Here is a 23,481-nt window from a genome sequence, read left to right as displayed (position 1 = left end):
ACGGCTTCCCCACGTACCCGTCGGGCTACGCGTCCTCGGCGAGTTCCAGCCACCGCATTTCCAAGTCCTCCCGTTGCGACGCCAGTTCCCGCAGCTCCGCGTCGAGTTTGGCCACCTTCTCGAAGTCCGTGGCGTTCTCGGCGATCCGGGCGTGCAGCGCGGACTCCTTCTCGGAGACCTTGTCGAGCTGGCGCTCGATCTTCTGCAGCTCCTTCTTCGCCGCCCGGGAGTCGCCCGCCGACTTCTCCTTGACCGGCGCGGACGCGGCGGCGGCCGGTGCGGGGGCGGCCGTCTCGATCATCCGTCGGCGCCGCTCCAGGTACTCGTCGATGCCGCGCGGCAGCATCCGCAGCGTGGCGTCGCCGAGCAGGGCGAAGGTCTTGTCCGTCGTCCGCTCGATGAAGAACCGGTCGTGGGAGATGACGACCATCGACCCGGGCCAGCCGTCGAGGAGGTCCTCCAGCTGCGTGAGCGTCTCGATGTCGAGGTCGTTCGTCGGCTCGTCGAGGAACAGGACGTTGGGCTCGTCCATCAGCAGCCGCAGCAGTTGCAGCCGTCGGCGTTCACCACCGGACAGGTCGCCGACCGGGGTCCACTGCTTCTCCTTGGTGAAGCCGAACTGCTCGCACAGCTGCCCCGCCGTCATCTCCCGGCCCTTGCCGAGGTCGACGCGGTCACGCACCTGCTGCACGGCCTCCAGCACCCGCAGGGTCGCCGGGAGCTCCGCGACGTCCTGCGACAGGTAGGCCAGGCGCACCGTCTTGCCGACGACGATCCGCCCGCCCGCCGGCTGCTCCTCGCCCCGCGAGGTGGCGGCGTCGGCGAGGGCACGCAGCAGCGAGGTCTTGCCCGCGCCGTTGACGCCGACCAGGCCGACGCGGTCGCCGGGGCCGAGCTGCCAGGTCAGGTGCTTCAGCAGCACCTTCGGCCCGGCGGTGACGGTCACGTCCTCCAGGTCGAAGACGGTCCTGCCGAGCCGCGCGTTGGCGAACTTCATCAGCTCGCTCGTGTCGCGCGGCGGCGGCACGTCGGCGATCAGCTCGTTGGCGGCCTCGATGCGGTAGCGCGGCTTGGAGGTACGCGCCGGGGCGCCGCGCCGCAGCCACGCCAGCTCCTTGCGCATCAGGTTCTGCCGCTTGACCTCCTCCGTGGCGGCGATGCGCTCCCGCTCGGCACGTGCGAAGACGTAGTCGGAGTAACCGCCCTCGTACTCGTGGACCGACCCCCGCTGGACGTCCCACATCCGGGTGCAGACCTGGTCGAGGAACCACCGGTCGTGCGTCACGCACACGAGCGCGGAGCGCCGCTCCTGGAGGTGGCGGGCCAGCCAGGCGATGCCCTCCACGTCCAGGTGGTTCGTCGGCTCGTCGAGGACGATCAGGTCCTGCTCGGCGATCAGCAGCTTCGCCAGCGCGATGCGGCGCCGCTCGCCGCCGGACAGCGGCCCGATCACGGTGTCCAGCCCCTGCGGGAACCCCGGCAGGTCGAGCCCGCCGAACAGCCCGGTGAGCACGTCCCGGATCTTGGAGCTGCCGGCCCACTCGTGGTCGGCGAGGTCCCCGATGACCTCGTGGCGCACCGTGGCGGCCGAATCGAGCGAATCGTGCTGCGTGAGCACCCCGATCCGCAGCCCGCCGCTGTGCGTGACCCGCCCGGTGTCGGCCTCCTCCAGCTTGGCGATCATCCGGATGAGGGTGGTCTTGCCGTCTCCGTTGCGCCCGACGACACCGATCCGGTCCCCCTCGGAGACGCCGAGGGAGACACCGTCGAGCAGGGCACGGGTGCCGTACACCTTGCTGACTGCCTCGACATTGACCAGGTTGACGGCCATTTCACTCCTGTGCAGGTGGGCGGGGTCGACCTACCAGGGTAGTCGCCGCGGGGGTGCGGTAGCGTGCGGCGTTCGATCGGGCGGTCAGGCGGGGGTGGATGGTCATGGGGCGAGACGGGTGGCTGCGCGGGGCCGGCGCGGTGGTGGTGGCCTGCGTGGTGCTGACCGGCTGCTCGGCCGGGGCCCCCGCGGCGAAGCCGTCCGCCACGGCGACCGGGGCGAGCGCTGCGGCGACGGAGGGCGGCCCCGAGCCGGTCGAGGGCGGCACCACGCTGGGCGGCGCGGGGACGCCGTGCCCACTGCCGGTGACGTTCGAGACGGCGCCGAAGTGGACCGCCGAGCAGGTGACGGTGTCCGGGGACCCCGATTTCGCGGCGCTGGCCGAGCAGGGGCCGGTCGTGCTCGTCTGCGAGGTCGACGCCAAGCCGGCCGGGAACGTCGGCTTCCTCCGCGTCTGGACGGGCAAGGACGCCGGGGCGAAGCCGCGTGAGATCCTGGCGGGGTTCGTCGGCGCGGAGAAGAACGCCTCGAAGGTCACGTACACCGAGACGGAGGCGGGCGGTCTGCCGGCCACCGAGGTGACGTACACCATCAGCAGCGAATTCACCGACGGACCCAAGCCCGAGCGGGCGTTCGCCGTCGCCACGCCGCGCGGCGCGGTCGTGGTGCACCTGGGCGGGCTGGACGCCGGGGAGCACAGGGCGATGTTGCCGGCGTACGAGCTGGCGAAGCGGACGACCGCGCTCGCGGGCTGACCCCGGCGCCGCTCCCGGCCGGCCGGGCCGCCCGCGCGGGCCGTCGGTTCGCGCGGCCCGCCCGCTCCACCAGCAGCCAGCCCACCAGCGCCGTGCCGACCGCCGCCGGGGCGGTGACGGGGACGGCGACCAGGAGGGCCGTACGCCCCTCCAGCAGGCCGCCGAAGCCCACCATCGACAGGCCCAGGACGCCGAACAGGCACAGCGTGATGCCGAGCGCCGCGACGGGCCCCGAGCCCCCCGCGGCCTCCGGCGCCCGCCGTACCGGCGGTCGCTCGACCGCACGGAACACGGCGACCAGCAGGGCCGTGACCGCCGCCGCGACCGCCAGCCGCACCGGCACCTGCGCCCACCACGCGCCGGTCGCCGGCTCCGGGAGGGGCACGTCCAGCGCGAGCATCGCGCCGTACACGCCGAGCATGGCCGTCAGGTGCCACAGGAACGCGGTCATCGCGACACCGTTCGCCGCGATGACGGCCCGCCACACGGCGGGGCGCCGCGCCAGGCGGGCACCCGGGCCCCGCAGCAGCTCCACCGCGCCGACCAGCCACAGGGCGTGGCACAGCAGCGCGAGGGTGGGCGGGGCCATGTTGGAGACCTTCTCGCCCGGCATGCCGACCATGGACAGCGGGTACGGGCCGAGCGCCACCAGGGCGGCGGCACCCACCAGGCCACCCGCGGCCAGGGCGGCGGGCAGCCGGATCCGGCCGTCCGCCCGCAGGAAACCCAGCTGGTGCACGGCCAGCCAGACGAAGGCGAAGTTCAGGAACTCGGCGTACGGCACCCCGGCGGCGAACCGCAGCGCGTCCACCGCTCCCGCGCCCGCCACCAGCCCGGCGAACGCTCCCCATCCATACCGCTGGTGCAGCTTCAGCAGCGGCGGGGTGAACGCCACCATGGCGAGGTAGATGCCGATGAACCACAGCGGCTGGGCGACCAGGCGCAGGGCGACGCCCGTCAGGCCGCGGTCGCCGCCCGCGAGCTGGACGGCGAGCGCGACGGCGGTCCACACGCCGATGAACACCAACGTCGGGCGCAGCAGGCGCTGGAGGCGGGCCCGCAGGAACGCGGCGTAGCCGGGGCGGGAGCGGTACGACAGGGCGTGCGAGAAGCCGCCGACGAAGAAGAAGACGGGCATGACCTGGAGCACCCAGGTGAGCACCTGGAGTTCCGGGACGACGGCCAGGAGGTTGCCGACGGACCCGTCGGCGGTGACGGCGGCCATCAGCCAGTGCCCGAGCACGACGGTCCCGAGGGACGCGACCCGCAGCAGGTCGATGTACCGGTCGCGGGTGTCGGGGGTGCGGGCGGCGAGCTCGAAGACGCTGGTTGCCATGCCGGTACGGTCCCGGAGGGTGCCGTACCGGCGTCAGGGCATTCGTACTCAGGTGCGGATCTGAGTAGCTCCCGGCGCGGGGGAGGTGGCCACGCGCGCGGTGCGGCAGGTCCCGGAGGCGAGCAGGGCGCCGGCGACGGTGCGGGCCGCTTCCTCGTCCTTGACCAGGAACGCGGTGGTCGGGCCGGATCCGGAGACGAGGCCCGCCAGGGCGCCCGCGCCGGTGCCGGCGGCCAGGGTGGCGGCGAGCGAGGGGCGCAGGGAGAGGGCGGCGGGCTGGAGGTCGTTGACGAGGGCGCCCGCCAGGAGCGCGGTGTCGCCGGTGCGCAGGGCGTCCAGCAGGGCGGGCGAGGCGGCCGGGACGGGGACGTCGGTGCCGGCGACGAGCCGGTCGAACTCCCCGTACACCGCGGGTGTGGACAGCCCGCCGTCCGCGACGGCGAACACCCAGTGGAAGGTGCCGCCGACCTCCAGCGGCTCCAACCGCTCGCCGCGGCCGGTGCCGAGCGCCGCTCCGCCGACGAGGCTGAACGGCACGTCGCTGCCGAGCCCGGCGCAGATGTCGAGGAGCTCCTCCGTGGAGGCGCCGGTGCCCCACAGGGCGTCGCACGCGAGGAGCGCGCCCGCGCCGTCCGCGCTGCCGCCGGCCATGCCGCCGGCGACGGGGATGTCCTTGGCGATGTGGAGGTGGACGTCCGGGGAGATGCCGTGCCGTCCGGCGAGGGCGAGCGCCGCGCGGGCGGCCAGGTTCGTGGCGTCCAGCGGCACCTGGTCCGCGTCCGGACCGGAGCAGGTGACGCGCAGCCCGTCGGACGGGGTCGCGGTCACCTCGTCGTACAGGGAGACGGCGAGGAAGACGTTGGCCAGGTCGTGGAAGCCGTCCGGGCGGGCGGCGCCGACCGCCAGCTGGACGTTGACCTTGGCGGGTACGCGTACGGTGATGCTCTCGGTCACGCTGACTTGGCCTCCGCGACGCGGGCGAACTCTTCCACGGTGAGGGACTCGCCCCGCGCCTGCGGGGAGACGCCGGCGGCGAGCAGTGCGGCCTCGGCGGCGGCCGGGGAGCCGGCCCAGCCGGCCAGCGCGGCGCGCAGCGTCTTGCGGCGCTGGGCGAAGGCGGCGTCGACGACGGCGAAGACCTCCCGCTTGGTGGCCGTGGTCCGCACCGGCTCGGAGCGGCGCACCAGGGACACCAGGCCGGAGTCGACGTTGGGGGCGGGCCAGAAGACGTTGCGGCCGATGGCACCGGCGCGCTTGACCTCCGCGTACCAGTTGGCCTTGACCGACGGCACGCCGTACACCTTGTTGCCGGGCCGGGCGGCCAGCCGGTCGGCGACCTCGGCCTGGACCATGACGAGGGTCCGCTCGATGGTGGGGAAGCGGTCGAGCATGTGCAGCAGGACGGGTACGGCGACGTTGTACGGGAGGTTGGCGACGAGCGCGGTGGGCGGCGGGCCGGGCAGTTCCTCGACGTGCATGGCGTCGGAGTGGACGAGCGCGAAGCGGTCCTTCCTGGCCGGCATGCGGGCGGCGATGGTGGCGGGCAGGGCACCGGCCAGGACGTCGTCGATCTCGACGGCGATCACCCGGTCGGCGGCCTCCAGCAGCGCCAGGGTCAGCGACCCGAGCCCGGGCCCGACCTCCACGACGACGTCGTCGGGGCGGACCTCCGCGGTGCGGACGATGCGCCTGACGGTGTTGGCGTCGATGACGAAGTTCTGGCCGCGCTGCTTGGTGGGACGTACGCCCAGTGCGGCGGCCAGTTCGCGGATGTCGGCGGGGCCGAGGAGGGCGTCGGGCTCAGTGGTGCTCACCGATACAGCCTACGGCCGCAGTGCGGCCACGGGCTCGCCCCCCGTTGCACGTAGAGCTTCTTCGCCCGGTATGTCTGTTCGGCGGCGGGGGCGTCCTGGGCGACGCCGCTGCCGCCGAGGGCACGCCAGGTCCCGGGGTCGAACTGGTACAGCCCGCCGTAGGTGCCGGAGGCGTCCACGGCGTCGGGCCGGCCGCCGGACTCGCACTGGGCGAGCGCGTCCCAGTTCAGGTGGTCGGCGCCGTCGACGGAGTCGGGCCTGGCCTTGGTGCCGACCAGGACCCGCCGGTGGACCGGCTCCCGGACGACCTCGTCGGCGATCCGGCGGTGCGTGTGCCGGACGCCGTTGACCGTGCGCAGGGAGTAGGTGATCCGGCGCGCTCCCGGCCGGCCCTGGCGTTCGACGATCTCGGTGCCCTTGAACAGGGTGGGGTCCTCGATCCTCTGGACCTGGTACGGGATGGGTTCCTCGTGGACCTCCCGGGTGTCGGTGATCCGCATGATGGTGATCGTCTGGCCGTCGCGCGGGAAACTGTCGGGCGGTACGGAGGTGGTGTCCCGGCCGCTGAGGGTGATGCCCGCCTGGTCCACCGCCTCGCGGACGGTGGCGGCGTTGGTGCGGACGGTGCGTTCGCGGCCGTCGGCCATGAAGGTCACGGTGCGTTCGGTGCGTACGTCGAGGGCGAGGCCGCGGCGGGTGATGGCGGCGGAGCGGGACACCGACAGGTAGGCGCCCTCGGCGCGGACCCCGAGGGCGCGCAGCGCCTCGTCGACGGTGCGGGCGGTGGTCCAGACGCGGCGGTGCTGCCCGTCCAGGGTGAGGGTGACGGGGCGGCCGTAGCGCAGGACGACCTCGTCGCCGCTGGCGATGGCCCGGTGGGGGCCGGGGGCGACGAGGTCGTGTGCGGAGACGGTCAGCCCCTCGTCGGCGAGGAGTTCGGAGACGTCGTCGGCGAAGGTGTGCAGGGTGCGGGGTACGCCGTCGACGCTGAGCCGCACCGCCTTGTCGTCGGCGACGAACGCGCTGGTGCCGCCGGCGAGGAACGCCACGACGAGGGCCTGCGGGACGAGTCGGCGCAGCCCTTCGGGGCCGCGGGGCTTGGGCGGCCTGCGGCGGCGTGCGGCGCGGCGGGCCTCGGCGCGGCCCGCGGGGGGTACGGCCGTGAGGGTGGGCGCCTCGGGGTCCAGGCCGGCCGGGGTGCCCGCGTTCTGGCGGGGCAGTGCCCGGTACACGGCGACCGGCGTGGTGCCGGGCGGGGGCGCGGGGCTCGGCCCGGTGGCGTCCCACTCCCCGCGCCCGGCCACGGCGACCGGGGCGGGGGCGGGCGCCCCTGAGGCGTGGCGGGCGCCCCGGGCGGGGGCGCGGTGACTGCCCTGGGAGTTGCTCACGAGGCCGGGACCCTAGCGGAGCACCGGTCACTCTCCAAAGCGACTCGACTACCCAGTGTCGCGGCGCTACCCTGTGCGGCCGGTGTTCGTTATCGGTCAGTAATCAAAGGCCCGCGCGGTGTTGACGGCGATCGCGGTCGACATGGCCTCCTCGTCGATCCCACGGACCTCTGCCATGGCGCGGACCGTGATCGGAACGAGATAGGGGGCGTTGGGCCGTCCGCGGTAGGGCGCGGGCGTCAGGAACGGCGCGTCGGTCTCGACGAGGACGAGGTCCAGCGGGGCGACGGCGAGCGCGTCGCGCAGCGGCTGGGCGTTCTTGAAGGTGACGTTCCCGGCGAAGGACATGTAGTACCCGGCCTCGGCGCAGACGCGCGCCATGTCGGCGTCGCCGGAGTAGCAGTGGAAGACCGTCCGCTCGGGGGCGCCTTCCTCGGCGAGGATGCGCAGGACGTCGTCGTGGGCCTCCCGGTCGTGGATGACGAGAGCCTTGCCGTGCCGCTTGGCGATCTCGATGTGGGCGCGGAAGGACCGTTCCTGGGCGGCGATGCCCTCCGGGCCGGTGCGGAAGTGGTCGAGGCCGGTCTCGCCGACCGCCCTGACCTCGGGGAGTGCGGCGAGCCGGTCGATCTCGGCGAGCGCGTCGTCGAGCGCCGCGTCGCCGCCGGCCTCGCGGGCGCCCTGCCGGGACCCGCCTCCTCCAGGATCGCCGAGCACGATGCGCGGGGCCTCGTTGGGGTGCAGGGCGACGGCGGCGTGGACGTTGGCGTACGCGGCGGCCGTCTCCGCCGCCCAGCGGGAGCCCTTGAGGTCGCAGCCCACTTGGACGACGGTGTCGACGCCGACGGCGGCGGCCCTGGCGAGGGCCTCGTCGACGGTGCCGGACTGCATGTCCAGGTGGGTGTGGGAATCGGCGACCGGCACCCCGAGGGGCTCGGGCAGCGGCGGCGGGGCGTCCTTGGAACTCATGCCCCGATCGTACGGAAGGGGCCGGGGCCTACTTCCGGTGGAAGGCGTGCAGCAGGTCGGACAGGTGCCAGTGGTGCGGCTCCTTGACCGGCGGCGTTTCCGTGGCCCCGGCGGGCCGCCCGGCAGGCGCGCCCGCGGGTGTCCCCGTGGGCGAGCCCGGGGCCGGTCCCCCGGTGGGCGCCTCGGCCCCGGGCCGTTCCTGGCCCAGGGTCGGTCCGGCGGCTCCGACGGAGCCCTTGGTGGGCTCGGGCTGATGCCGGGCGAGGAGTTCGAGCACGGAGGAGACCTGGCCGGCCCGCATGATCCGGACGACGTGACGCCCGCAGTTGAGGCAGGTGGGGTTGGACAGCGGCGACGGCACCCGGCGGCCCCCCGCCTTGTAGACGATGAACTCGTGACCGCCGATGTCGGTGTGGTGCTCGATGTCGTAGGCCTGCTCCCAGCCGTACCCGCAGTTCATGCACGCGAAGGCATATGCCTCATGGCCGACCGGTGTGCTTGTGGTCTCGCTCATGCCAGCTCCTTTCCACTGCAACCAGTGGACGCCTCTACGGGCGGGAGTGGGCAGGCACCTGCCGAATGTTGGAGCGGTCTTGGGGCTTCCCATGCCGAAAGGCCTGCCGCACGGTCTGGTCTTTGCCTTTCACGATAGTCCTTTACCGGCCGCGGGGCCTTCGGCAGACGCGTTCTTCGCCGCGACCACGGCGTCGAACACCTCCCGTTTGGGCAGGCCCGCCTCGGCTGCGACGGCCGCGATGGCTTCTTTGCGGCGCTCCCCCGCCTCCTCGCGCACCCGTACCCGGCGCACCAGCTCGGCCGCGTCCAGATCGGCGGGCCCGGCCTCGGGGGCACCCTCGACGACGATGGTGATCTCGCCGCGTACTCCTTCGGCCGCCCACGCCGCGAGGTCGCCGACGCCGCCGCGCTTGACCTCCTCGTACGTCTTGGTGAGCTCCCGGCACACCGCGGCCCGCCGGTCCGCGCCGAACACCTCGGCCATCGCGGCGAGCGTGTCGTCGAGCCGGTGCGGGGCCTCGAAGTAGACCAGGGTGCGCCGTTCGGCGGCCACCTCCCGGAGCCGGGACAGCCGCTCGCCCGCTTTGCGGGGCAGGAAGCCCTCGAAGCAGAAACGGTCGACGGGCAGCCCGGACAGCGCGAGCGCGGTCAGCACGGCCGACGGGCCGGGTACGGCGGTGACCTTGATGTCCCGCTCGACGGCGGCGGCGACCAGCCGGTAGCCGGGGTCGGAGACGGACGGCATGCCCGCGTCGGTGACCAGCAGGACACGCGCGCCGCCCACCAGGGCCTCGACCAGTTCGGGCGTACGGGCCGACTCGTTGCCCTCGAAGTACGACACGACACGGCCGGTCGTGTGGACGCCGAGCGCCTGCGTCAGCCGGCGCAGCCGCCGGGTGTCCTCCGCGGCGACGACGTCGGCGGTCTCCAACTCGGCGGCGAGGCGGGGCGGGGCGTCCTGGACGTCCCCGATCGGGGTTCCTGCGAGTACGAGCGTTCCGGTCACCGTTCCTGTCACGGGGCCATCCTCGCAGCCCGGACGGGCGACTCGCACAGGCGCGTTCCCTACGATGGCGCGGTGACCAGTACTGCTCATGAGGCCCTGCGCGGGCAGGACGCCGGGAAAGCGCCGCCCCCGTGGCAGCGGCGCCTGCGCCGTTACGGCTATGTGCCGCGGCCGGTGACGGGCCTGCGCGAGCGGCTGGTGCCCCCGTACGCCCGCCCCTCGGACCGGTTGTGGACGGTGCTCGGCGCGCCGCCGGCCGCGGCCCGGCGGCTGTGGCTGCTGGCGGCGTGGGGCGGGCCGCTGCTGGTGGCGCTCGTCGCGGGCCTGCTGCGGTTCTGGAACCTGGGCCGGCCCCATGCGGTGATATTCGACGAGACGTACTACGCCAAGGACGCCTGGGCGCTGGTCGAGCAGGGGTACGAGGGGGCGTGGCCGAAGGACGTCGACGCGTCGATCCTGCGGAACCCCGACGCGGTCGCCGTCCCGGCGGACCCGGGGTACGTGGTGCACCCGCCGGTCGGCAAGTGGGTCATCGGCCTGGGTGAGCAGTTGTTCGGGTTCACCCCGTTCGGCTGGCGCTTCATGGTGGCGGTGCTGGGCACGCTGTCGGTGCTGATGCTGTGCCGGATCGGACGGCGGCTGTTCCGGTCGACGTTCCTCGGCTGCCTGGCGGGCGCGCTGATGGCCGTGGACGGGCTGCACTTCGTGATGAGCCGCGCGGCGCTGCTCGACCAGGTGCTGATGTTCTTCGTCCTGGCCGCGTTCGGCTGCCTGCTCGTGGACCGGGACCGGTCCCGGCGGCGGCTCGCGGAGGCGCTGCCGGTGGACGCGGACGGGTTGCTGCGGCCGGACTCGGGGGTCGCGGGGACGCTGCGCCTGGGGTGGCGGCCGTGGCGGATCGCGGCGGGGCTGATGCTGGGCCTGGCGGCGGCCACCAAGTGGAACGGCCTCTACGTGCTCGCCGCGTTCGGCGTGCTGACGGTGCTGTGGGACGTGGGCGCCCGCCGTACGGCCGGTGCGTACCGGCCCTACGAGAGCGTGCTGCGGCGGGACCTGCTGCCCGCGTTCGTCTCGACGGTCCCGGTGGCGATCGTCACGTACGTCGCGTCCTGGTCGGGCTGGATCCTCTCGGACAAGGGGTACTTCCGGAACTGGGCCGGCACCGAGGGCAAGGACAGTTCATGGTCGTGGCTGTTCCCCGACTGGTGGCGCAGCCTGTGGCACTACGAGTCCGAGGTGTACAGCTTCCACGTCAACCTGACGTCGGGGCACACCTACGAGTCGAACCCGTGGAGCTGGATCGTGCTGGGCCGGCCGGTCTCGTACTTCTACGAGGACCCGGCGGCCGGGAGGGACGGCTGCCCGGCGAACGCCGCGGAGAAGTGCGCGCGCGAGGTGCTGGCGATCGGTACGCCGCTGCTGTGGTGGGCGGCGTGCTTCGCGCTCCTGTACGTCCTGTGGCGCTGGTTCTTCCGCCGCGACTGGCGGGCGGGCGCGATCGTGTGCGCGGTGGCGGCCGGCTGGGTGCCGTGGTTCCACTACCAGGAGCGCACCATCTTCCTGTTCTACGCGGTGGTGTTCGTCCCCTTCCTCTGCCTGGCGGTGGCCATGATGATCGGCGCGCTGCTGGGCCCCCCGGGCACCGGCGACGCGGCCGAACGGCGCCGCACGATCGGCGCGGTGGGCGCGGGGGTGCTGGTGCTGCTCATCGTCTGGAACTTCATCTACTTCTGGCCCCTGTACACCGGCCAGTCGATCCCGATGGACGACTGGCGGGACCGGATGTGGCTGGACACGTGGGTGTGAACCGGCCCCGGACGCCGTGCGGATGTCCGGGGCCGGGGCACGTTCCGTTCGGGTAACGACCACCCCGTGATGTCACACCTGTCCCGTAAGGTGACTCCCATTACGGGCTTGAACACGTTCAAGCCGCTCCTGGGGAGGGGGACCGCACGATGCGGAGTGGAGCGAAGGTCGCCGTCATCGGCTCGGTGTTCACCGTCGTGGCCGGTGGCGTGGGGTACGGCGCCTACAACGTCTACACCGGGATCACCGGTGGGACGCAGGAGACCACCACGACATCGGCCGCGGCGCCGCGGAAGGCCGGTTCCGGGCCGGTGACCGCCGAGGAGATCGAGCGGACGGCGAAGGACTTCCTCGTCGCGTGGGCGAAGGGGGACGAGGCGGCGGCCGGCGAGCTGACCGACGACGCCGCCACCGCGACGTCCGCCGTCGCCGGCTTCCGCGGGCGGGCCCACGTGTCGGAGGCGGTCATCACGCCGGGCACACCGATCGGGCCGAAGGTGCCGTTCACGGTCGACGCGACGGTGACGTACAAGGGGCGGTCCCAGCACCTGAGGTACGCCTCGCAGCTCACCGTCGTACGGGGCGTCACCAGCGGCCTGCCCCTGGTGCACTGGGCGCCCTCGGTGATCCACCCCAGGCTGACCGGGCAGTCGGTGCTCCGCACCGGCGAGGCGTCCCGTCCGCCGGTCAAGGCGGTCGACCGCGACGGCAAGGAGCTGACGCCGGAGAAGTACCCGTCGCTGAAGTCCGTCCTGGCCCAACTGCTGGAGAAGTACGGCTCCGGGGCGGGCGGCAAGCCCGGCGTCGAGACGTGGATCGACTCCACCGCCGAGGGCGTGCCCGACCAGACGCTCCTCACGCTCACCAAGGGCGTGGAGGGCAAGCTGCGCACGACGCTCGACGCGGACGTGCAGGCGGCGGCCGAGCGGGCGGTGAAACGGTACGGCGAGTCGTCGGTGGTGGCCATCGCGCCGTCGACGGGCGAGATACGGGCCGTGGCCAACAACCGCGGGGACGCGTTCGACGCGGCGCTCAACGGGCAGCAGGCACCCGGCTCCACGATGAAGATCGTGACCGCGGCCATGCTGCTGGAGAAGGGCCTGGTGACCGCGGACGGGCCGGCGCCGTGCCCGGCGGAGGTCATGTACCAGAGCCGGACCTTCCACAACCTGGACCACTTCGACCTCCCCGAGGGCAGCACCTTCCGGGAGAGCTTCGAGCGGTCCTGCAACACCGCCTTCATCAAGCTGATCGACGACGTCAAGGACGACGCCGCGCTCGGCAAGGAGGCCCGGGACGTCTTCGGCATCGGCCTGGAGTGGCGGACGGGCGTCAGCACCTGGGACGGCGCCGTGCCCGCGGAGACCGGCGGCGAGGCTGCGGCCCAGTACATCGGGCAGGGCACCATCCAGATGAACGCCCTCAACGTCGCGTCCATCACCGCGACCGCGAAGCACGGTTCCTTCCAGCAGCCGGTCATCGTGCCGCGCGACCTGGACGACCGGCCGATCGCCACCGCCTCCCGGCCGCTGGAGCCGTCCGCCGCCCGGCAGTTGCGCGACATGATGCGGGCCACCGCGACCAGCGGTACCGGCGCGGCGGCGATGGCCGGCGTCGGCGGCGACAAGGGGGCCAAGACCGGGTCGGCCGAGGTCGGCGGGCAGGCCGACTCCAACAGCTGGTTCGCCGGATTCGCCGACGACCTGGCGGCCGCCGCGGTCGTCCAGTCGGGCGGCCACGGCGGGGACGCGGCCGGTCCGCTCGTCGCCTCGGTGCTCCGGGCCCGGTAACCCACTCGCGTGGCCCGTACAGCCACCGCTAGCGTGCGGGCCATGAGCGCTTCACTCGCCCACCCCCGTTTCGCCGAGGCCCTCCGCGCGCTCGGCCTGCACGACGTCGAGGTCCGCCGCTTCCCCGACGCCACCCGCACCGCCGCCCAGGCCGCCGCCGCGATCGGCTGCGACCCGTCCGAGATCGTCAAGTCGCTCGTCTTCGCGGCGGACGGGGTACCGGTCCTGGTCCTGATGGACGGCTCGTCCCGGGTGGACGTCGAGCTGGTCAGGCGCGAGCTGGGCGCCGCCACCGTGACGCGGGCGGACGCCGGTCTCGTACGGGAGACGACGGGATACGCGATCGGCGGCGTGCCGCCCTTCGGGCACGTGACGCGGACGCGGGTGCTGGCCGACCGGGCGCTGCTCGACCACGAGGTGGTGTGGGCGGCGGCCGGGACGCCGCACACGGTGTTCCCGCTCCCCCCGAAGACACTGATCGGCCACGCGGGCGGCACGCTGGTCGACGTACGGGAGCGGCCGGCGTGACAGCGCTGGTCGCCGCGGCGGTGCTGCTGGCCGCGGTGACGCACGCCGGCTGGAACGCGATCGCCCACCACATGAAGGACCAGTTGCTGTCCTTCACGCTGATATCCGGCGGCGGCGCCCTGATCGGCGCGGCCGCCGCCTGCCTCGCCCCCGCGCCGGCCGCGGCCGCCTGGCCGTACCTGCTGCTGTCCGCCGCCCTGCACGTCGGCTACCTGGCCCTGCTGATGCGCTCGTTCACGCTCGGCGACTTCGGCCAGACGTACCCGATCGCGCGCGGCACGGCACCCCTGGTTGTCACTGCCCTGGCCGCCGTCCTCCTCGGCGAGGTCCCCGGCGGCGGGCAGCTCACCGGCGTCGCCGTCGCCTGCGCGGGCCTGCTCGGCCTCGCCCTGTGGGGCTTCCGGGGCACGGGCCACCGCCCCAACGTCCCGGCCGTCGCCGCCGCCCTGGCCACCGGCCTGGCGATCGCCGCCTACACGGTCGTGGACGGCGTCGGGGTCCGCGCCTCGGACAGCCCGCTGGGCTACCTCGCGTGGCTGATGCTCCTCCAGGGCCTCGCGGTCCCGGCGTACACCTTCCACCGCCGCCGCCGGGCCCTCGCCGCCCAGCTCCGCCCCCACGCCGCCCTCGGCCTGCTCGGCGCCGCCCTCTCGATCTCGGCCTACGCCCTGGTCCTCTGGGCCCAGACCCACGCCCCCCTCGCCCCGGTGGCCGCCCTGCGCGAGTCCTCCATCATCGTCGGCGCGGCCATCGGCGCGCTGTTCTTCAAGGAGGACTTCGGCACCCCGAGAATCGCTGCGGCGGGCCTCATGCTCGTGGGCATCGGACTGCTGCTGCACGCGGGTTGAGGTCCCCCGCCGGGGCCCGGGCCGCTAGGGTCCGGGGACAGGGCGACGAAGGGGGGCCGGTATGGCCAGGGTCGACATCAGTCTGGACGCCGAACTGGTGGTGGAGGTGATGGTGCTGGCCGGGGTCGGTTCGCCGCAGGACGCCGTCGAGCTCGTCGTGCGCGACTACATCGCCCGCGGCCACCGCACGGAGGCGCGCACCGAGCTGAAGGACCGGAGCCTGCGCGAGACCGACGCACGGCCGCAGGAGCCGCAGGGCTGACGCGGGGGCGGGCGGTGTGGGCGGCGCGGGTGGGTGTCAGCGCGGGCCCGCGCCGGCCCGGGCGGGGGGCTGGGAGCGCGGCAGCAGGCCGAGGTCCTGGGCGCGCAGGACCGTGCCAAGGCGGTCGGCGGTGTCGAGTTTGCGGTAGAGGTTCTGGAGGTGCTTGTGCACCGTCCGTACCGACACCCCGAGCCGGCGGGCCATGGCGGTGGCGGGGAGTCCCTCCGCGAGGGTCAGCAGGACGGCCGTCTCGCGGGGCGTGAGGCCCGCGGCGTCGGGGGCGCCGGGCGGTGGCACCGGGTCGGCCGCGGGCCGGCGGCGCGCCAGCAGCCGGCACTGGGCCGCGGCGGCGGACAGGAGGGGCTGGACGCGGGCCGCGTACAGGAGGTCCTGGGCGTCGAAGTCGCGCCCGGCGCGGTGGACGATGAAGCCGCGGACGGCGCCGTCGCGGTCGGGGAGCGGCAGGCCGAGCATGTGGCGGGTGCCGTACGATTCGCGCAGGGCGCTCGCCGTCTCGCTGTTCCGCCAGGCGTGGTCCCCGACGAGCTGGGCCGCGGTGCGCGGCTCCCGGTCGGTGTGGACGCCGTAGTGGGTGGCGAACGGGTAGCCGGACCTGACGAACCCGGCCGTCCGGCCCGCCGGTTCGACGGGCGCGGGGGCGTCCCGCAGCCAGGCGTCGACCGTGCCGCTGGACGGGGTCCACTCCTCGTCCTTCATGAGCAGTACGGTGCCGTCGAGCGTGCGCAGGAGCTCCTGGGCGACCAACCGCCAGACGGTCTCGGGCTGTCGGCTCTCCAGGACGCCGACGGCGAGACCGAGCATCCGCTCGTAGTCGTCCTTCCTCAGGTACGGCATGGCCCCTCCGCAGTCCATACGCAGTTCTCCCCATGGAACGGCCCCTGCCCCGCTGTCATCGTAGGGGCCGGATCCCCATCCGCCGACGATCCGGTCTCCGGGCCGCCTCCGCCGGCCGCCCGCCGAACACCTCCCGCACAAGCGCGCTCCGCACGGCCTGAGCCGGTCCTGCGGGGCGCGCGCACGTCCGTCCGCCGCCCGTTCCCGTTCCCGGCCCGTACGCCGCCCGTCTACGCGCCGATGGCCGCCTTGACCGCCCGTACCAGGGCCTGGGCCCTGGGGTCCGCCGTGACGCCCTTGCGCATCCCGTTGGTGACGTAGCCGAGCGCGATGCCCGACTCCGGGTCGGCGAAGCCCAGGCAGCCGCCGCGCCCGGGGTGGCCGAAGGAGCCGGGACCCAGCAGCGGCGACGCGGGGCCGTGGAGCATGTAGCCGAGGCCGAAGCGGGTGGAGACCACCAGGACCCGGTCGGGCCCGGCGCTCTCCTCGGTGCGGGCCATCGCGAGGGTCGCCGGGGCGAAGAGCCGGTGGCCGTCCACCGGGCCGAGCGTCGCCGCGTAGAAGCGGGCGAGGGCGCGGGCGGTGGAGACGCCCCCCGAGGCGGGGAGTTCGGCGGCGCGGTGGGCGGGGTCGTTCTCGTCCGGGGACGGGTCGACGGAGCCGAAGGCGCGGCGGGTGAGCGAGGAAGGGTCGGCGTAGGCGTCGGCGACCGAGCGCTTGGGGCGCAGCTTCGGCGCGCCGGCGGCCGCGGGCTCGTCGACCGGGCCGATGCGGCCGGCCCGGTGGGCCTCGTCCTCGGGCAGGCCGATCCACAGGTCGAGGGCGAGCGGGCGGGCGATCTCCTCGGCGACCCAGCGGCCCAGGGAGCGGCCGGTGACCCGCCGGACCAGCGCGCCGAGCAGGAAGCCGTAGGTGTGCGGGTGGTAGCCGTGGTCGGTGCCGGGCTCCCACGCGGGCGCCTGGGCGGCGACGGCGTCCGACGCGACCGGGAGGTCGGCCGCCTCCGCCGGGGTCAGCGGGCGGTCCAGGGCCGGGACGCCCACCTGGTGCGACAGCAGGTGGCGGACCAGCGCCCGTTCCTTGCCCGCCGCCTTGAACTCGGGCCAGTACGTGCCGACCGGGGCGTCCAGGTCGAGCTGCCCGCGCTGGTGCAGCAGCAGCGGTACGGCGGCGGCGACGCCCTTGGTGGCCGAGCGGACGACCTGGGCGGTGTCCACGGCCCACGGGGCGGTGCCGTCGACGTCCCGGGTACCCGCCCACAGGTCGACGACCTTGCGGCCGTCCCGGTAGACGGCGACGGCGGCACCGCGCTCGCCCCGGTGCCGGAAGTTGCGTACGAACGCGTCCCTGACCGGTTCGAAACCCGCCTGCACCGTGCCCTGGACGGCCTGCTCGTCCACGCTCCCACGCTCCTCTCGCGTTCGTTCACCCCATGGTGCAACGCGCTAGCGGGTGGCCGGCTTCCGGGTGGGGTCGAAGCCGAAGGGGAGCTCCAGGCGGTGCCGGCGCATCAGGTCCTCGTCGGCGAGCAGCTCACCGGTCGGGCCGTCGGCCGCGATGACGCCGTCGCTGAGCACCACCGCGCGGGGGCACAGTTCGAGCGCGTACGGCAGGTCGTGGGTGACCATCAGGACGGTGACGTCCAGGGAGCGCAGGATGTCGGCGAGTTCCCGCCGGGAGGCCGGGTCCAGGTTGGAGGACGGCTCGTCGAGGACGAGGATCTCCGGCTCCATGGCGAGGACGGTCGCCACCGCGACCCGCCGCCGCTGGCCGAAGGACAAGTGGTGCGGGGGCCGGTCGGCGTACTCCGCCATGCCGACCCGGGCGAGGGCCCGGTGCACGACGGCCTCCAGTTCGGGGCCGCGCAGTCCGGCCGCCGCCGGGCCGAAGGCGACGTCCTCCCGGACGGTCGGCATGAACAGCTGGTCGTCGGGGTCCTGGAAGACGATGCCGACCCGGCGGCGGATCTCCGCGAGGTTGGCCTTCGCGACGGGCAGCCCGGCGACGGTCACCGTCCCGGCGCCACCGGTGAGGATGCCGTTGAGGTGGAGCACCAGGGTGGTCTTGCCGGCGCCGTTGGGGCCGAGCAGGGCGACCCGCTCGCCGCGCTCGACGGTGAGGTCGACGCCGAAGAGCGCCTGATGGCCGTCGGGGTAGGCGTACGCGAGGCCGCGGACGTCGAGGGACGGCACGAAACTGAGACTCATAGCGTCCATCCCAGCAGACAGATGAGCAGGGCCGTGAAGGGGAGGGCGGCGGCCGAGCACCACTGCGCCCGGGAGGCGGTCGCCTCCTCGACGAGGGGCATGGAACCGGCGTACCCGCGGCTCACCATCGCCAGGTGGACGCGCTCGCCGCGTTCGTAGGAGCGGATGAACAGGGCGCCCGCCGACTTGGCGAGCACCCCCCACTGCCGGACGCCCCTGGCCTCGAAGCCGCGCGAGCGCCGGGCGACGGACATGCGGCGCATCTCGCCGGTGATGACGTCGCCGTACCGGATCATGAAGGAGGCGATCTGGACGAGGAGGGGCGGCAGCTTCAGCCGCTGGAGGCCGAGCAGCAGGGCGCGCAGTTCGGTGGTGGCGGCGAGCAGTACGGAGGCGGCGACGCCCAGGGTGCCCTTGGCCAGCACGTTCCAGGCGTCCCACAGGCCCGGTACCGAGACATCGACGCCGAGCAGCTGCGTCTGCTCGCCGGGCACGACGAACGGCATCAGGAACGCGAACGCGACGAACGGGACCTCGATCACCAGGCGCCGCAGCACGAACCCGGGCGACACCCGGGCGGCCGCCGCGACCGCGCCGAGCAGCACGGCGTACGCCGCGAAGGCCCACACCGCCTCGCGGGGCGTGGAGACGACGACCACGACGAAGGCGAGGACGGCGGCGAGTTTGCAGTGCGGCGGCATCCGGTGCACGGGCGAGTGCCCGTGCCGGTAGAGCTTGTGCGCGTGGCCGGCGCCCACGTCAGACGTTTTCCTGGGTGCGGGTGTCGTCCCGCGTGCCGGCGTCGCCACGGGTACGGGCGTCCTCGCGGCGGCGGCGGACGGCCCAGAAGACGCCGGTGCCGACCAGGACGGTCGAGCCGACGCCGACGGTGCCCGCCAGCCCCCCGGACAGGCGGGCGTCGGTGAGGCCGCTGACGCCGTAGTCGGCGAGCGGCGAGTCGGCGGCGGCGTGCTCCTCGGCCTTCTGGTCGATGCCCTGGTCGGCGGCGACCTTCTCCAGGCCGTCGGGGCTGGCGGAGGCGTAGAAGGAGACGAAGCCGGCCAGCACCAGGGCGGTGGCCAGGCCGGTGACCCACACCGTCCTGGTGGACCGGGCCGCGGGCGCCGCGGGGGCCGGAACGGGCACGGCGTCCACCAGCTTGCCGCCCACCATCAGCTTCAGCGGCGCGGACAGCCCGCGGGCCCCGTACACCAGGTCGGGGCGTACGGCGATGACGGCGCCGACGGTCGCCGTGGTGATCACCGCCTCGCCGAGGCCGATCAGGACGTGGACGCCGACCATCGCGGTGAGGACCTTGGTGACCGGCACGTCGGTGGTGCCGCCGATCGCGTACAGCACGGTGAACGCGGTGGCGGCGGCCGGCACGGACACCAGCGAGGCGACGAACGAGGCGACGGTCACCAACCGGCGGGAGCGCGGCAGGACCTTGACCAGGCCGCGGAAGAGCCCGTACGCGACGAGGACGGTGACCACGCCCATGACGGTGATGTTGACGCCGAGCGCGGTGAGCCCGCCGTCGGCGAACAGCACGCCCTGCATCAGCAGGACGACCGCGATGCACAGCACCCCTGTCCAGGGCCCGACGAGTATCGCGGCGAGCGCCCCGCCGAGCAGGTGTCCGCTGGTCCCGGCGGCGACCGGGAAGTTGAGCATCTGCACGGCGAAGATGAAGGCGGCGACCAGCCCGGCGAGCGGCGCGGTCCGGTCGTCCAGCTCCTTCCGCGCCCCGCGCAGGCTCGCCGCGACGGCACCGGCGGCGGCGAGACCGGCCGCCGCGGAGACGGGTGCGTCGATGAATCCGTCGGGGACATGCATGCGTGGACCGCTTTCGGACAGGCGGACAGGAACGGCTCTGATGATGGGTCCTTTTGCGAAGGACTTGCAAGAGCGTCCACATCACAGAAGCGGGGCGGCGCACACCACGGAATGGTGGGACATTAGAGACAAATAAGGCGAGTGTGAGGAGTCGGCCCATGTACCCCGCCGAGGAAGGCGTCGTAGTCCACACCAAGGCCCTGATAGTGACCGACGGTCCCCTCTCCCGCCCCGTCCCCGTCGCGGTGCGTTACGAACCGGCCGCCGGGCCGGACGCCGAGCCGCCCGCCGCCGAGCCCGCCACCGTACGGCTGTGCTTCCCGGGCGGCACCGAGTGGAGCTTCCCGCGCACCCTGCTGGAGTCGGGGCTGCGCGCACCGGCCCGTGGCGGCGAGATCGGCATCTGGCCGTGCGGCCGGGTCCAGACCATCGTGGAGTTCCACGCCCCGGAGGGCGTGGCCGTGGTGCAGTTCGACTCCTCCGCGCTGCTCCGCTTCCTCCGGCGCACGTACGCCGCCACCACGTCGACCGTCACCCGGTAGGACCCGGGGGCACGACGCGGCGGCGGCGTGACGTACGCGCCCGCCCGCCGTCCCCACCGCGGTCCGGGCGCGTGACCGGGACGGCCCCCTCCGCTCAGGCGGCCGCCCCGGGGATCGGTGTCAGGCGCGTACGAGCTCCCGCTCGCCGCCATCGGGCGCGTCGGCCGCCAGCTCCTTGCGCAGGCGCTCGCCCTCGACGTCCACGTTCGGCAGGGCGCGGTCCAGCCAGCGCGGCAGCCACCAGGCCTTGCGGCCGAGCAGGGCGAGCACCGCCGGGACGATCGCCATGCGGACCACGAACGCGTCGAAGAAGACCGCGACCGCGAGGCCGAAGCCGATCATCTTGACCATCTGCTCGCTGGAGCCGATGAAGCCCGCGAAGACGGCGATCATGATGACGGCCGCCGCCGTGACGACCCGCGCCCCGTGCCGGAAGCCGGTCACGATCGCCTCACCGGGCCGCTCCCCGTGGACGTACGCCTCACGCATCCGGGTGACGAGGAAGACCTCGTAGTCCATCGCCAGGCCGAAGACGACGCCCACCATGAAGATCGGCATCATGCTCATGATCGGGCCGGTCTGCTCCACCCCGAAGAGCGAGCCGAGCCAGCCCCACTGGAAGACGGCCACGACCGCGCCGAGGGCGGCGACCACCGACAGCAGGAAGCCGAGCGCGGCCTTGAGCGGCACCAGCACCGACCGGAAGACCACCATCAGCAGCAGGAAGGCCAGGCCCACGACGAGCGCCAGGTACGGCAGCAGCGCGTCGTTCATCTTCTGCGAGAAGTCGATGTTCATCGCGGTGGCGCCGGTGACCAGTACGTCGTCGCCGGTGGTGTCCCGGATCGAGTGGACCAGGTTCTCCGTCTCGACGGAGGAGGGACGGTCCTTCGGCACGACGGTGATGATCGAGGTGTCGCCCGCCGGGTTGGGCGTGGGCGGGGTGACGGCGGCGACCCCGTCCAGCCCCTTGATGCCGGTGACGGTACGGTCCGCGGCGGCCTCGTCGCCGTCGACGACGACCATCAGCGGCCCGTTGGAGCCGGGGCCGAAGCCGTCCGACAGCAGGTCGTAGGCGCGGCGCTGGGAGGTGGAGGTGGGCTGGGCGCCGTCGTCGGGCAGGCCCATCTCCAGCGAGGCGGCCGGTACGGCGACGGCACCGAGACCGATGACACCGACCAGCAGCACGGCGACCGGGCGGCGCAGCACGAAGCGGGCCCAGCGGGTGCCCGTGTTGGGCCCGGCCCCGGCGGGCGCGGCCCCGGTGGCCGCGGCCGCTTCATCGGCCTTGCGTGCCTTGCGGCCCACCACGCGCTTGCCGGCGAACCCGAGCAGGGCGGGGATGAGGGTGAGGGCGATCAGGACGGCGATCAGGACCGTGCCGGCCGCCGCGAAGCCCATCTTCGTCAGCATCGGGATGTTGACGACGGCCAGGCCGACCAGGGCGATGACCACGGTGAGGCCGGCGAAGACGACGGCGGAGCCGGCGGTGCCGACGGCCCGTCCGGCCGCGTCCTCCCGCTCGCGGCCCTCGGCGAGCTCGGCGCGGTAGCGGGAGACGATGAACAGCGCGTAGTCGATGCCGACCGCGAGGCCGATCATCATCGCGAGGGTGGAGGTGGTGGAGCCGAGGTCCAGGACGGACGCCAGGGCCGTGATCGTGGAGACGCCGATGCCGACGCCGATGATCGCGGTGAGCAGCGGCAGTCCGGCCGCGACCAGGGACCCGAAGGTGATGACGAGGACGATGCCCGCGACGACCACGCCGACGATCTCGCCCGCCCCGGTCTCGGGGACGGTCTGCAGGGCGTCGCCGCCGATCTCGACGGTGAGCCCGCTCCCGCGCGCCTCCTCGCCGGTCTCCTTCAGCGCCTCACGTGTCGCGTCGGTCAGCTCCATGCCGTTGACCTTGTAGGACACCTGGACGTAGGCGGTGCTGCCGTCCCGGGAGACCGCCTGGACGGTGTACGGGTCGGTGACGTTCGCGATCTGGTCGGAGCCGCTCCTCAGCTCGCCGACGGCCTTGCCGACCGTGGCCTTGTTGGCCGGGTCGGTCATCTTCTGCCCGTCGGGGGCCTTGAAGACGACACGGGCGGTGGCGCCGTCTGCGCCGGCGGACGGGAAGCGCTCTTCGAGGAGGTCGAAGGCCTTCTGGGCCTCCGTCCCCGGTATGGAGAAGGAGCTGGAGGTCGCGACGGGCGCGGAGGCGGCGCCGACGCCGGCGAGCGCCAGCAGCGCGACCCATATGAGGGCCACGAGGTGGCGGCGCCGGAAGGCGGACCGGCCGAGTCGGTAGAGGAACGTTGCCACGGGGGCGTCTCCCGGTGATGGATGGGACAAGGACATGGGGAGTCGGCCCGACAGCGTGAGCGGTACGTGTCAGGTGGTGCGGGTGGTGCGGGTGGCTCCTGGCGGGGCCGGGTGGCCGTCGTGCGGTCGTACGCGGTGGTTCCCGTCGTATACGCGGTGACGCCGGTGGTGCGGTGGACCGTCAGACGCCCAGGGCGGGGAGAACCACGGCGTCGACGTAATCGGTGAGGAAGGCCCGGTCGACCGGCCGGTCCTCGATGAGGGGACGGGCGACGAAGGCACCGATGAACATGTGCGGTACGAGCCGCAGCGCCGGGTTGTCCGCGCTGACCTCGCCGCGCCGCACCGCGCGGTTCAGCACCTCGTCGAGCCCGGTCATCTCGGGTTCGACGAGCAGGTCGCGCAGTGCCTGGAGCAGGTCGGGGTTGTCGTGCACGGCATGGGCGAGGCCCCGCATCAGCGCGGAGTCCCGCTCCATCTGGCAGTCGTCGGACCGGGCCAGCAACTCGTGGAAGTCGCCGCGCAGCGAGCCGGTGTCGATCTCGTCGATGCCGACCGGCTTGTTGTGCCGCAGGGCGTGGGCGACCAGCTCGGGCTTGCTCCCCCACTGGCGGTAGAGGGTGGCCTTGCTGGAGTGGGTGCGGGCGGCGACGGCGTCCATGGTGAGGGCGTCGTAACCGACCTCGCGGAGCAGGTCGAGCACGGCTTCGTACAGCTCTGCCTCGCGCTCCGGGGTGAGCCTTCCGCGTGCCATGACCTCGACTCCCATCGAGACGAAACGGTTTCGTACACCTAAGAGGTTACGACTCCGCGCTGCGAAACGAAACCGTTTCGTACGTGTGCTGGATCACGTGATCGGGTTGCCGGGCCCCCTCGGCGCGG

At 73.7% G+C, this 23,481-nt stretch carries 21 protein-coding genes and 1 pseudogene; 7 read left to right on the top strand and 15 right to left on the bottom strand.

The annotated features are described in order from the left end of the window. Positions 1-25: 25 nt before the first annotated feature. On the bottom strand, positions 26-1,831 hold the full coding sequence (locus AC07DW_RS19940; protein ID WP_478858979.1) for an ABC-F family ATP-binding cassette domain-containing protein: 1,806 nt from the start codon (positions 1,829-1,831) through the stop codon (positions 26-28). Positions 1,832-1,929: 98 nt separating this feature from the next. Here AC07DW_RS19940 and AC07DW_RS19935 point away from each other — a divergent pair. Beyond that, positions 1,930-2,508: pseudogene (locus AC07DW_RS19935) on the top strand (lipoprotein); the annotation flags it as partial. On the opposite strand, the gene AC07DW_RS19930 reads toward AC07DW_RS19935, so the two are convergent. From AC07DW_RS19930 to rsmI, 7 genes are all read right to left on the bottom strand, one after another. Beyond that, the gene (locus tag AC07DW_RS19930) at positions 2,435-3,922 is read right to left on the bottom strand and encodes an acyltransferase family protein (protein ID WP_478858978.1); all 1,488 of its coding nucleotides are present in this window, start codon (positions 3,920-3,922) and stop codon (positions 2,435-2,437) included. The pseudogene AC07DW_RS19935 and the gene AC07DW_RS19930 overlap by 74 nt on opposite strands. A 48-nt stretch (positions 3,923-3,970) precedes the next feature. Next, entirely contained in the window at positions 3,971-4,876 is a 906-nt protein-coding gene (locus AC07DW_RS19925; protein WP_478858977.1) for a 4-(cytidine 5'-diphospho)-2-C-methyl-D-erythritol kinase, read from the bottom strand. Next, the gene (gene rsmA, locus AC07DW_RS19920) at positions 4,873-5,736 is read right to left on the bottom strand and encodes a 16S rRNA (adenine(1518)-N(6)/adenine(1519)-N(6))-dimethyltransferase RsmA (RefSeq protein WP_478858976.1); all 864 of its coding nucleotides are present in this window, start codon (positions 5,734-5,736) and stop codon (positions 4,873-4,875) included. Before rsmA ends, AC07DW_RS19925 begins: the two co-directional genes overlap by 4 nt. Next, positions 5,733-7,124, bottom strand: coding sequence for a ubiquitin-like domain-containing protein (locus AC07DW_RS19915; RefSeq protein WP_478858975.1), 1,392 nt, complete (start codon positions 7,122-7,124; stop codon positions 5,733-5,735). The genes rsmA and AC07DW_RS19915 overlap by 4 nt, the downstream gene beginning before the upstream one ends. A 96-nt stretch (positions 7,125-7,220) precedes the next feature. After that, positions 7,221-8,093 carry a TatD family hydrolase gene (locus tag AC07DW_RS19910; RefSeq protein WP_478858974.1) on the bottom strand — a complete coding sequence of 291 codons (873 nt, stop codon included), beginning with the start codon at positions 8,091-8,093 and terminating at the stop codon, positions 7,221-7,223. Positions 8,094-8,121: 28 nt separating this feature from the next. After that, the gene (locus AC07DW_RS19905) at positions 8,122-8,607 is read right to left on the bottom strand and encodes a hypothetical protein (protein WP_478858973.1); all 486 of its coding nucleotides are present in this window, start codon (positions 8,605-8,607) and stop codon (positions 8,122-8,124) included. Between the two features lie 129 nt (positions 8,608-8,736). Further along, positions 8,737-9,615 (bottom strand): 16S rRNA (cytidine(1402)-2'-O)-methyltransferase, encoded by an 879-nt coding sequence (gene rsmI / locus AC07DW_RS19900; protein WP_478859047.1) that lies wholly within the window; start codon positions 9,613-9,615, stop codon positions 8,737-8,739. A gap of 72 nt (positions 9,616-9,687) precedes the next feature. Between rsmI and AC07DW_RS19895 the strand changes: the two genes are divergently transcribed. From AC07DW_RS19895 to AC07DW_RS19875, 5 genes are all read left to right on the top strand, one after another. Then, the gene (locus tag AC07DW_RS19895) at positions 9,688-11,421 is read left to right on the top strand and encodes a dolichyl-phosphate-mannose--protein mannosyltransferase (protein ID WP_478858972.1); all 1,734 of its coding nucleotides are present in this window, start codon (positions 9,688-9,690) and stop codon (positions 11,419-11,421) included. Between the two features lie 149 nt (positions 11,422-11,570). Continuing rightward, positions 11,571-13,211: a penicillin-binding transpeptidase domain-containing protein gene (locus AC07DW_RS19890; RefSeq protein ID WP_478858971.1), complete on the top strand. Its 1,641-nt coding sequence runs from the start codon at positions 11,571-11,573 to the stop codon at positions 13,209-13,211. 42 nt (positions 13,212-13,253) lie between these two features. Continuing rightward, entirely contained in the window at positions 13,254-13,739 is a 486-nt protein-coding gene (locus tag AC07DW_RS19885) for a YbaK/EbsC family protein (protein ID WP_478858970.1), read from the top strand. Next, positions 13,736-14,587, top strand: a complete 852-nt coding sequence (locus tag AC07DW_RS19880; RefSeq protein ID WP_478858969.1) for an EamA family transporter — start codon at positions 13,736-13,738, stop codon at positions 14,585-14,587. Before AC07DW_RS19885 ends, AC07DW_RS19880 begins: the two co-directional genes overlap by 4 nt. A gap of 61 nt (positions 14,588-14,648) precedes the next feature. Beyond that, positions 14,649-14,849 (top strand): type II toxin-antitoxin system VapB family antitoxin, encoded by a 201-nt coding sequence (locus tag AC07DW_RS19875; RefSeq protein WP_478858968.1) that lies wholly within the window; start codon positions 14,649-14,651, stop codon positions 14,847-14,849. Between the two features lie 36 nt (positions 14,850-14,885). Here the strand turns inward: AC07DW_RS19875 and AC07DW_RS19870 are convergent, their stop codons facing one another. The 5 genes from AC07DW_RS19870 to AC07DW_RS19850 form a co-directional block, all read right to left on the bottom strand. Continuing rightward, positions 14,886-15,704, bottom strand: a complete 819-nt coding sequence (locus AC07DW_RS19870) for a helix-turn-helix transcriptional regulator (RefSeq protein ID WP_478858967.1) — start codon at positions 15,702-15,704, stop codon at positions 14,886-14,888. A gap of 230 nt (positions 15,705-15,934) precedes the next feature. Continuing rightward, positions 15,935-17,104, bottom strand: coding sequence for a serine hydrolase domain-containing protein (locus AC07DW_RS19865; RefSeq protein WP_478858966.1), 1,170 nt, complete (start codon positions 17,102-17,104; stop codon positions 15,935-15,937). Positions 17,105-17,149: 45 nt separating this feature from the next. Next, entirely contained in the window at positions 17,150-17,911 is a 762-nt protein-coding gene (locus AC07DW_RS19860; protein WP_478858965.1) for an energy-coupling factor ABC transporter ATP-binding protein, read from the bottom strand. Continuing rightward, positions 17,908-18,669 carry a cobalt ECF transporter T component CbiQ gene (gene cbiQ / locus AC07DW_RS19855; RefSeq protein ID WP_478858964.1) on the bottom strand — a complete coding sequence of 254 codons (762 nt, stop codon included), beginning with the start codon at positions 18,667-18,669 and terminating at the stop codon, positions 17,908-17,910. The genes AC07DW_RS19860 and cbiQ overlap by 4 nt, the downstream gene beginning before the upstream one ends. A gap of 1 nt (position 18,670) precedes the next feature. After that, on the bottom strand, positions 18,671-19,747 hold the full coding sequence (locus AC07DW_RS19850) for an energy-coupling factor ABC transporter permease (protein WP_478858963.1): 1,077 nt from the start codon (positions 19,745-19,747) through the stop codon (positions 18,671-18,673). A gap of 158 nt (positions 19,748-19,905) precedes the next feature. On the opposite strand from AC07DW_RS19850, the gene AC07DW_RS19845 reads away from it, so the two are divergent. Next, on the top strand, positions 19,906-20,289 hold the full coding sequence (locus tag AC07DW_RS19845; RefSeq protein ID WP_478858962.1) for an SsgA family sporulation/cell division regulator: 384 nt from the start codon (positions 19,906-19,908) through the stop codon (positions 20,287-20,289). Between the two features lie 120 nt (positions 20,290-20,409). On the opposite strand, the gene AC07DW_RS19840 is transcribed toward AC07DW_RS19845, so the two are convergent. Further along, positions 20,410-22,599: an MMPL family transporter gene (locus tag AC07DW_RS19840; protein WP_478858961.1), complete on the bottom strand. Its 2,190-nt coding sequence runs from the start codon at positions 22,597-22,599 to the stop codon at positions 20,410-20,412. A gap of 181 nt (positions 22,600-22,780) precedes the next feature. Further along, complete coding sequence (locus tag AC07DW_RS19835; RefSeq protein ID WP_478858960.1) at positions 22,781-23,353, bottom strand: TetR/AcrR family transcriptional regulator; 573 nt, start codon at positions 23,351-23,353, stop codon at positions 22,781-22,783. Between the last annotated feature and the right edge of the window lie 128 nt (positions 23,354-23,481).

The organism is Streptomyces sp. NPDC045701, from assembly GCF_056432045.1.
This window is presented reverse-complemented; position numbering and strand designations above follow the sequence as displayed.

Coding starts and splice junctions, on each gene's coding strand:
- AC07DW_RS19850 (WP_478858963.1), bottom strand. CDS start 19,747: ATGCATGTCCCCGACGGATTCATCGACGCACCCGTCTCCGCGGCGGCC.
- AC07DW_RS19835 (WP_478858960.1), bottom strand. CDS start 23,353: ATGGCACGCGGAAGGCTCACCCCGGAGCGCGAGGCAGAGCTGTACGAA.
- AC07DW_RS19890 (WP_478858971.1), top strand. CDS start 11,571: ATGCGGAGTGGAGCGAAGGTCGCCGTCATCGGCTCGGTGTTCACCGTC.
- AC07DW_RS19910 (WP_478858974.1), bottom strand. CDS start 8,093: ATGAGTTCCAAGGACGCCCCGCCGCCGCTGCCCGAGCCCCTCGGGGTG.
- AC07DW_RS19860 (WP_478858965.1), bottom strand. CDS start 17,911: ATGAGTCTCAGTTTCGTGCCGTCCCTCGACGTCCGCGGCCTCGCGTAC.
- AC07DW_RS19930 (WP_478858978.1), bottom strand. CDS start 3,922: ATGGCAACCAGCGTCTTCGAGCTCGCCGCCCGCACCCCCGACACCCGC.
- AC07DW_RS19905 (WP_478858973.1), bottom strand. CDS start 8,607: ATGAGCGAGACCACAAGCACACCGGTCGGCCATGAGGCATATGCCTTC.
- AC07DW_RS19940 (WP_478858979.1), bottom strand. CDS start 1,831: ATGGCCGTCAACCTGGTCAATGTCGAGGCAGTCAGCAAGGTGTACGGC.
- AC07DW_RS19870 (WP_478858967.1), bottom strand. CDS start 15,704: ATGCCGTACCTGAGGAAGGACGACTACGAGCGGATGCTCGGTCTCGCC.
- AC07DW_RS19885 (WP_478858970.1), top strand. CDS start 13,254: ATGAGCGCTTCACTCGCCCACCCCCGTTTCGCCGAGGCCCTCCGCGCG.
- AC07DW_RS19875 (WP_478858968.1), top strand. CDS start 14,649: ATGGCCAGGGTCGACATCAGTCTGGACGCCGAACTGGTGGTGGAGGTG.
- AC07DW_RS19845 (WP_478858962.1), top strand. CDS start 19,906: ATGTACCCCGCCGAGGAAGGCGTCGTAGTCCACACCAAGGCCCTGATA.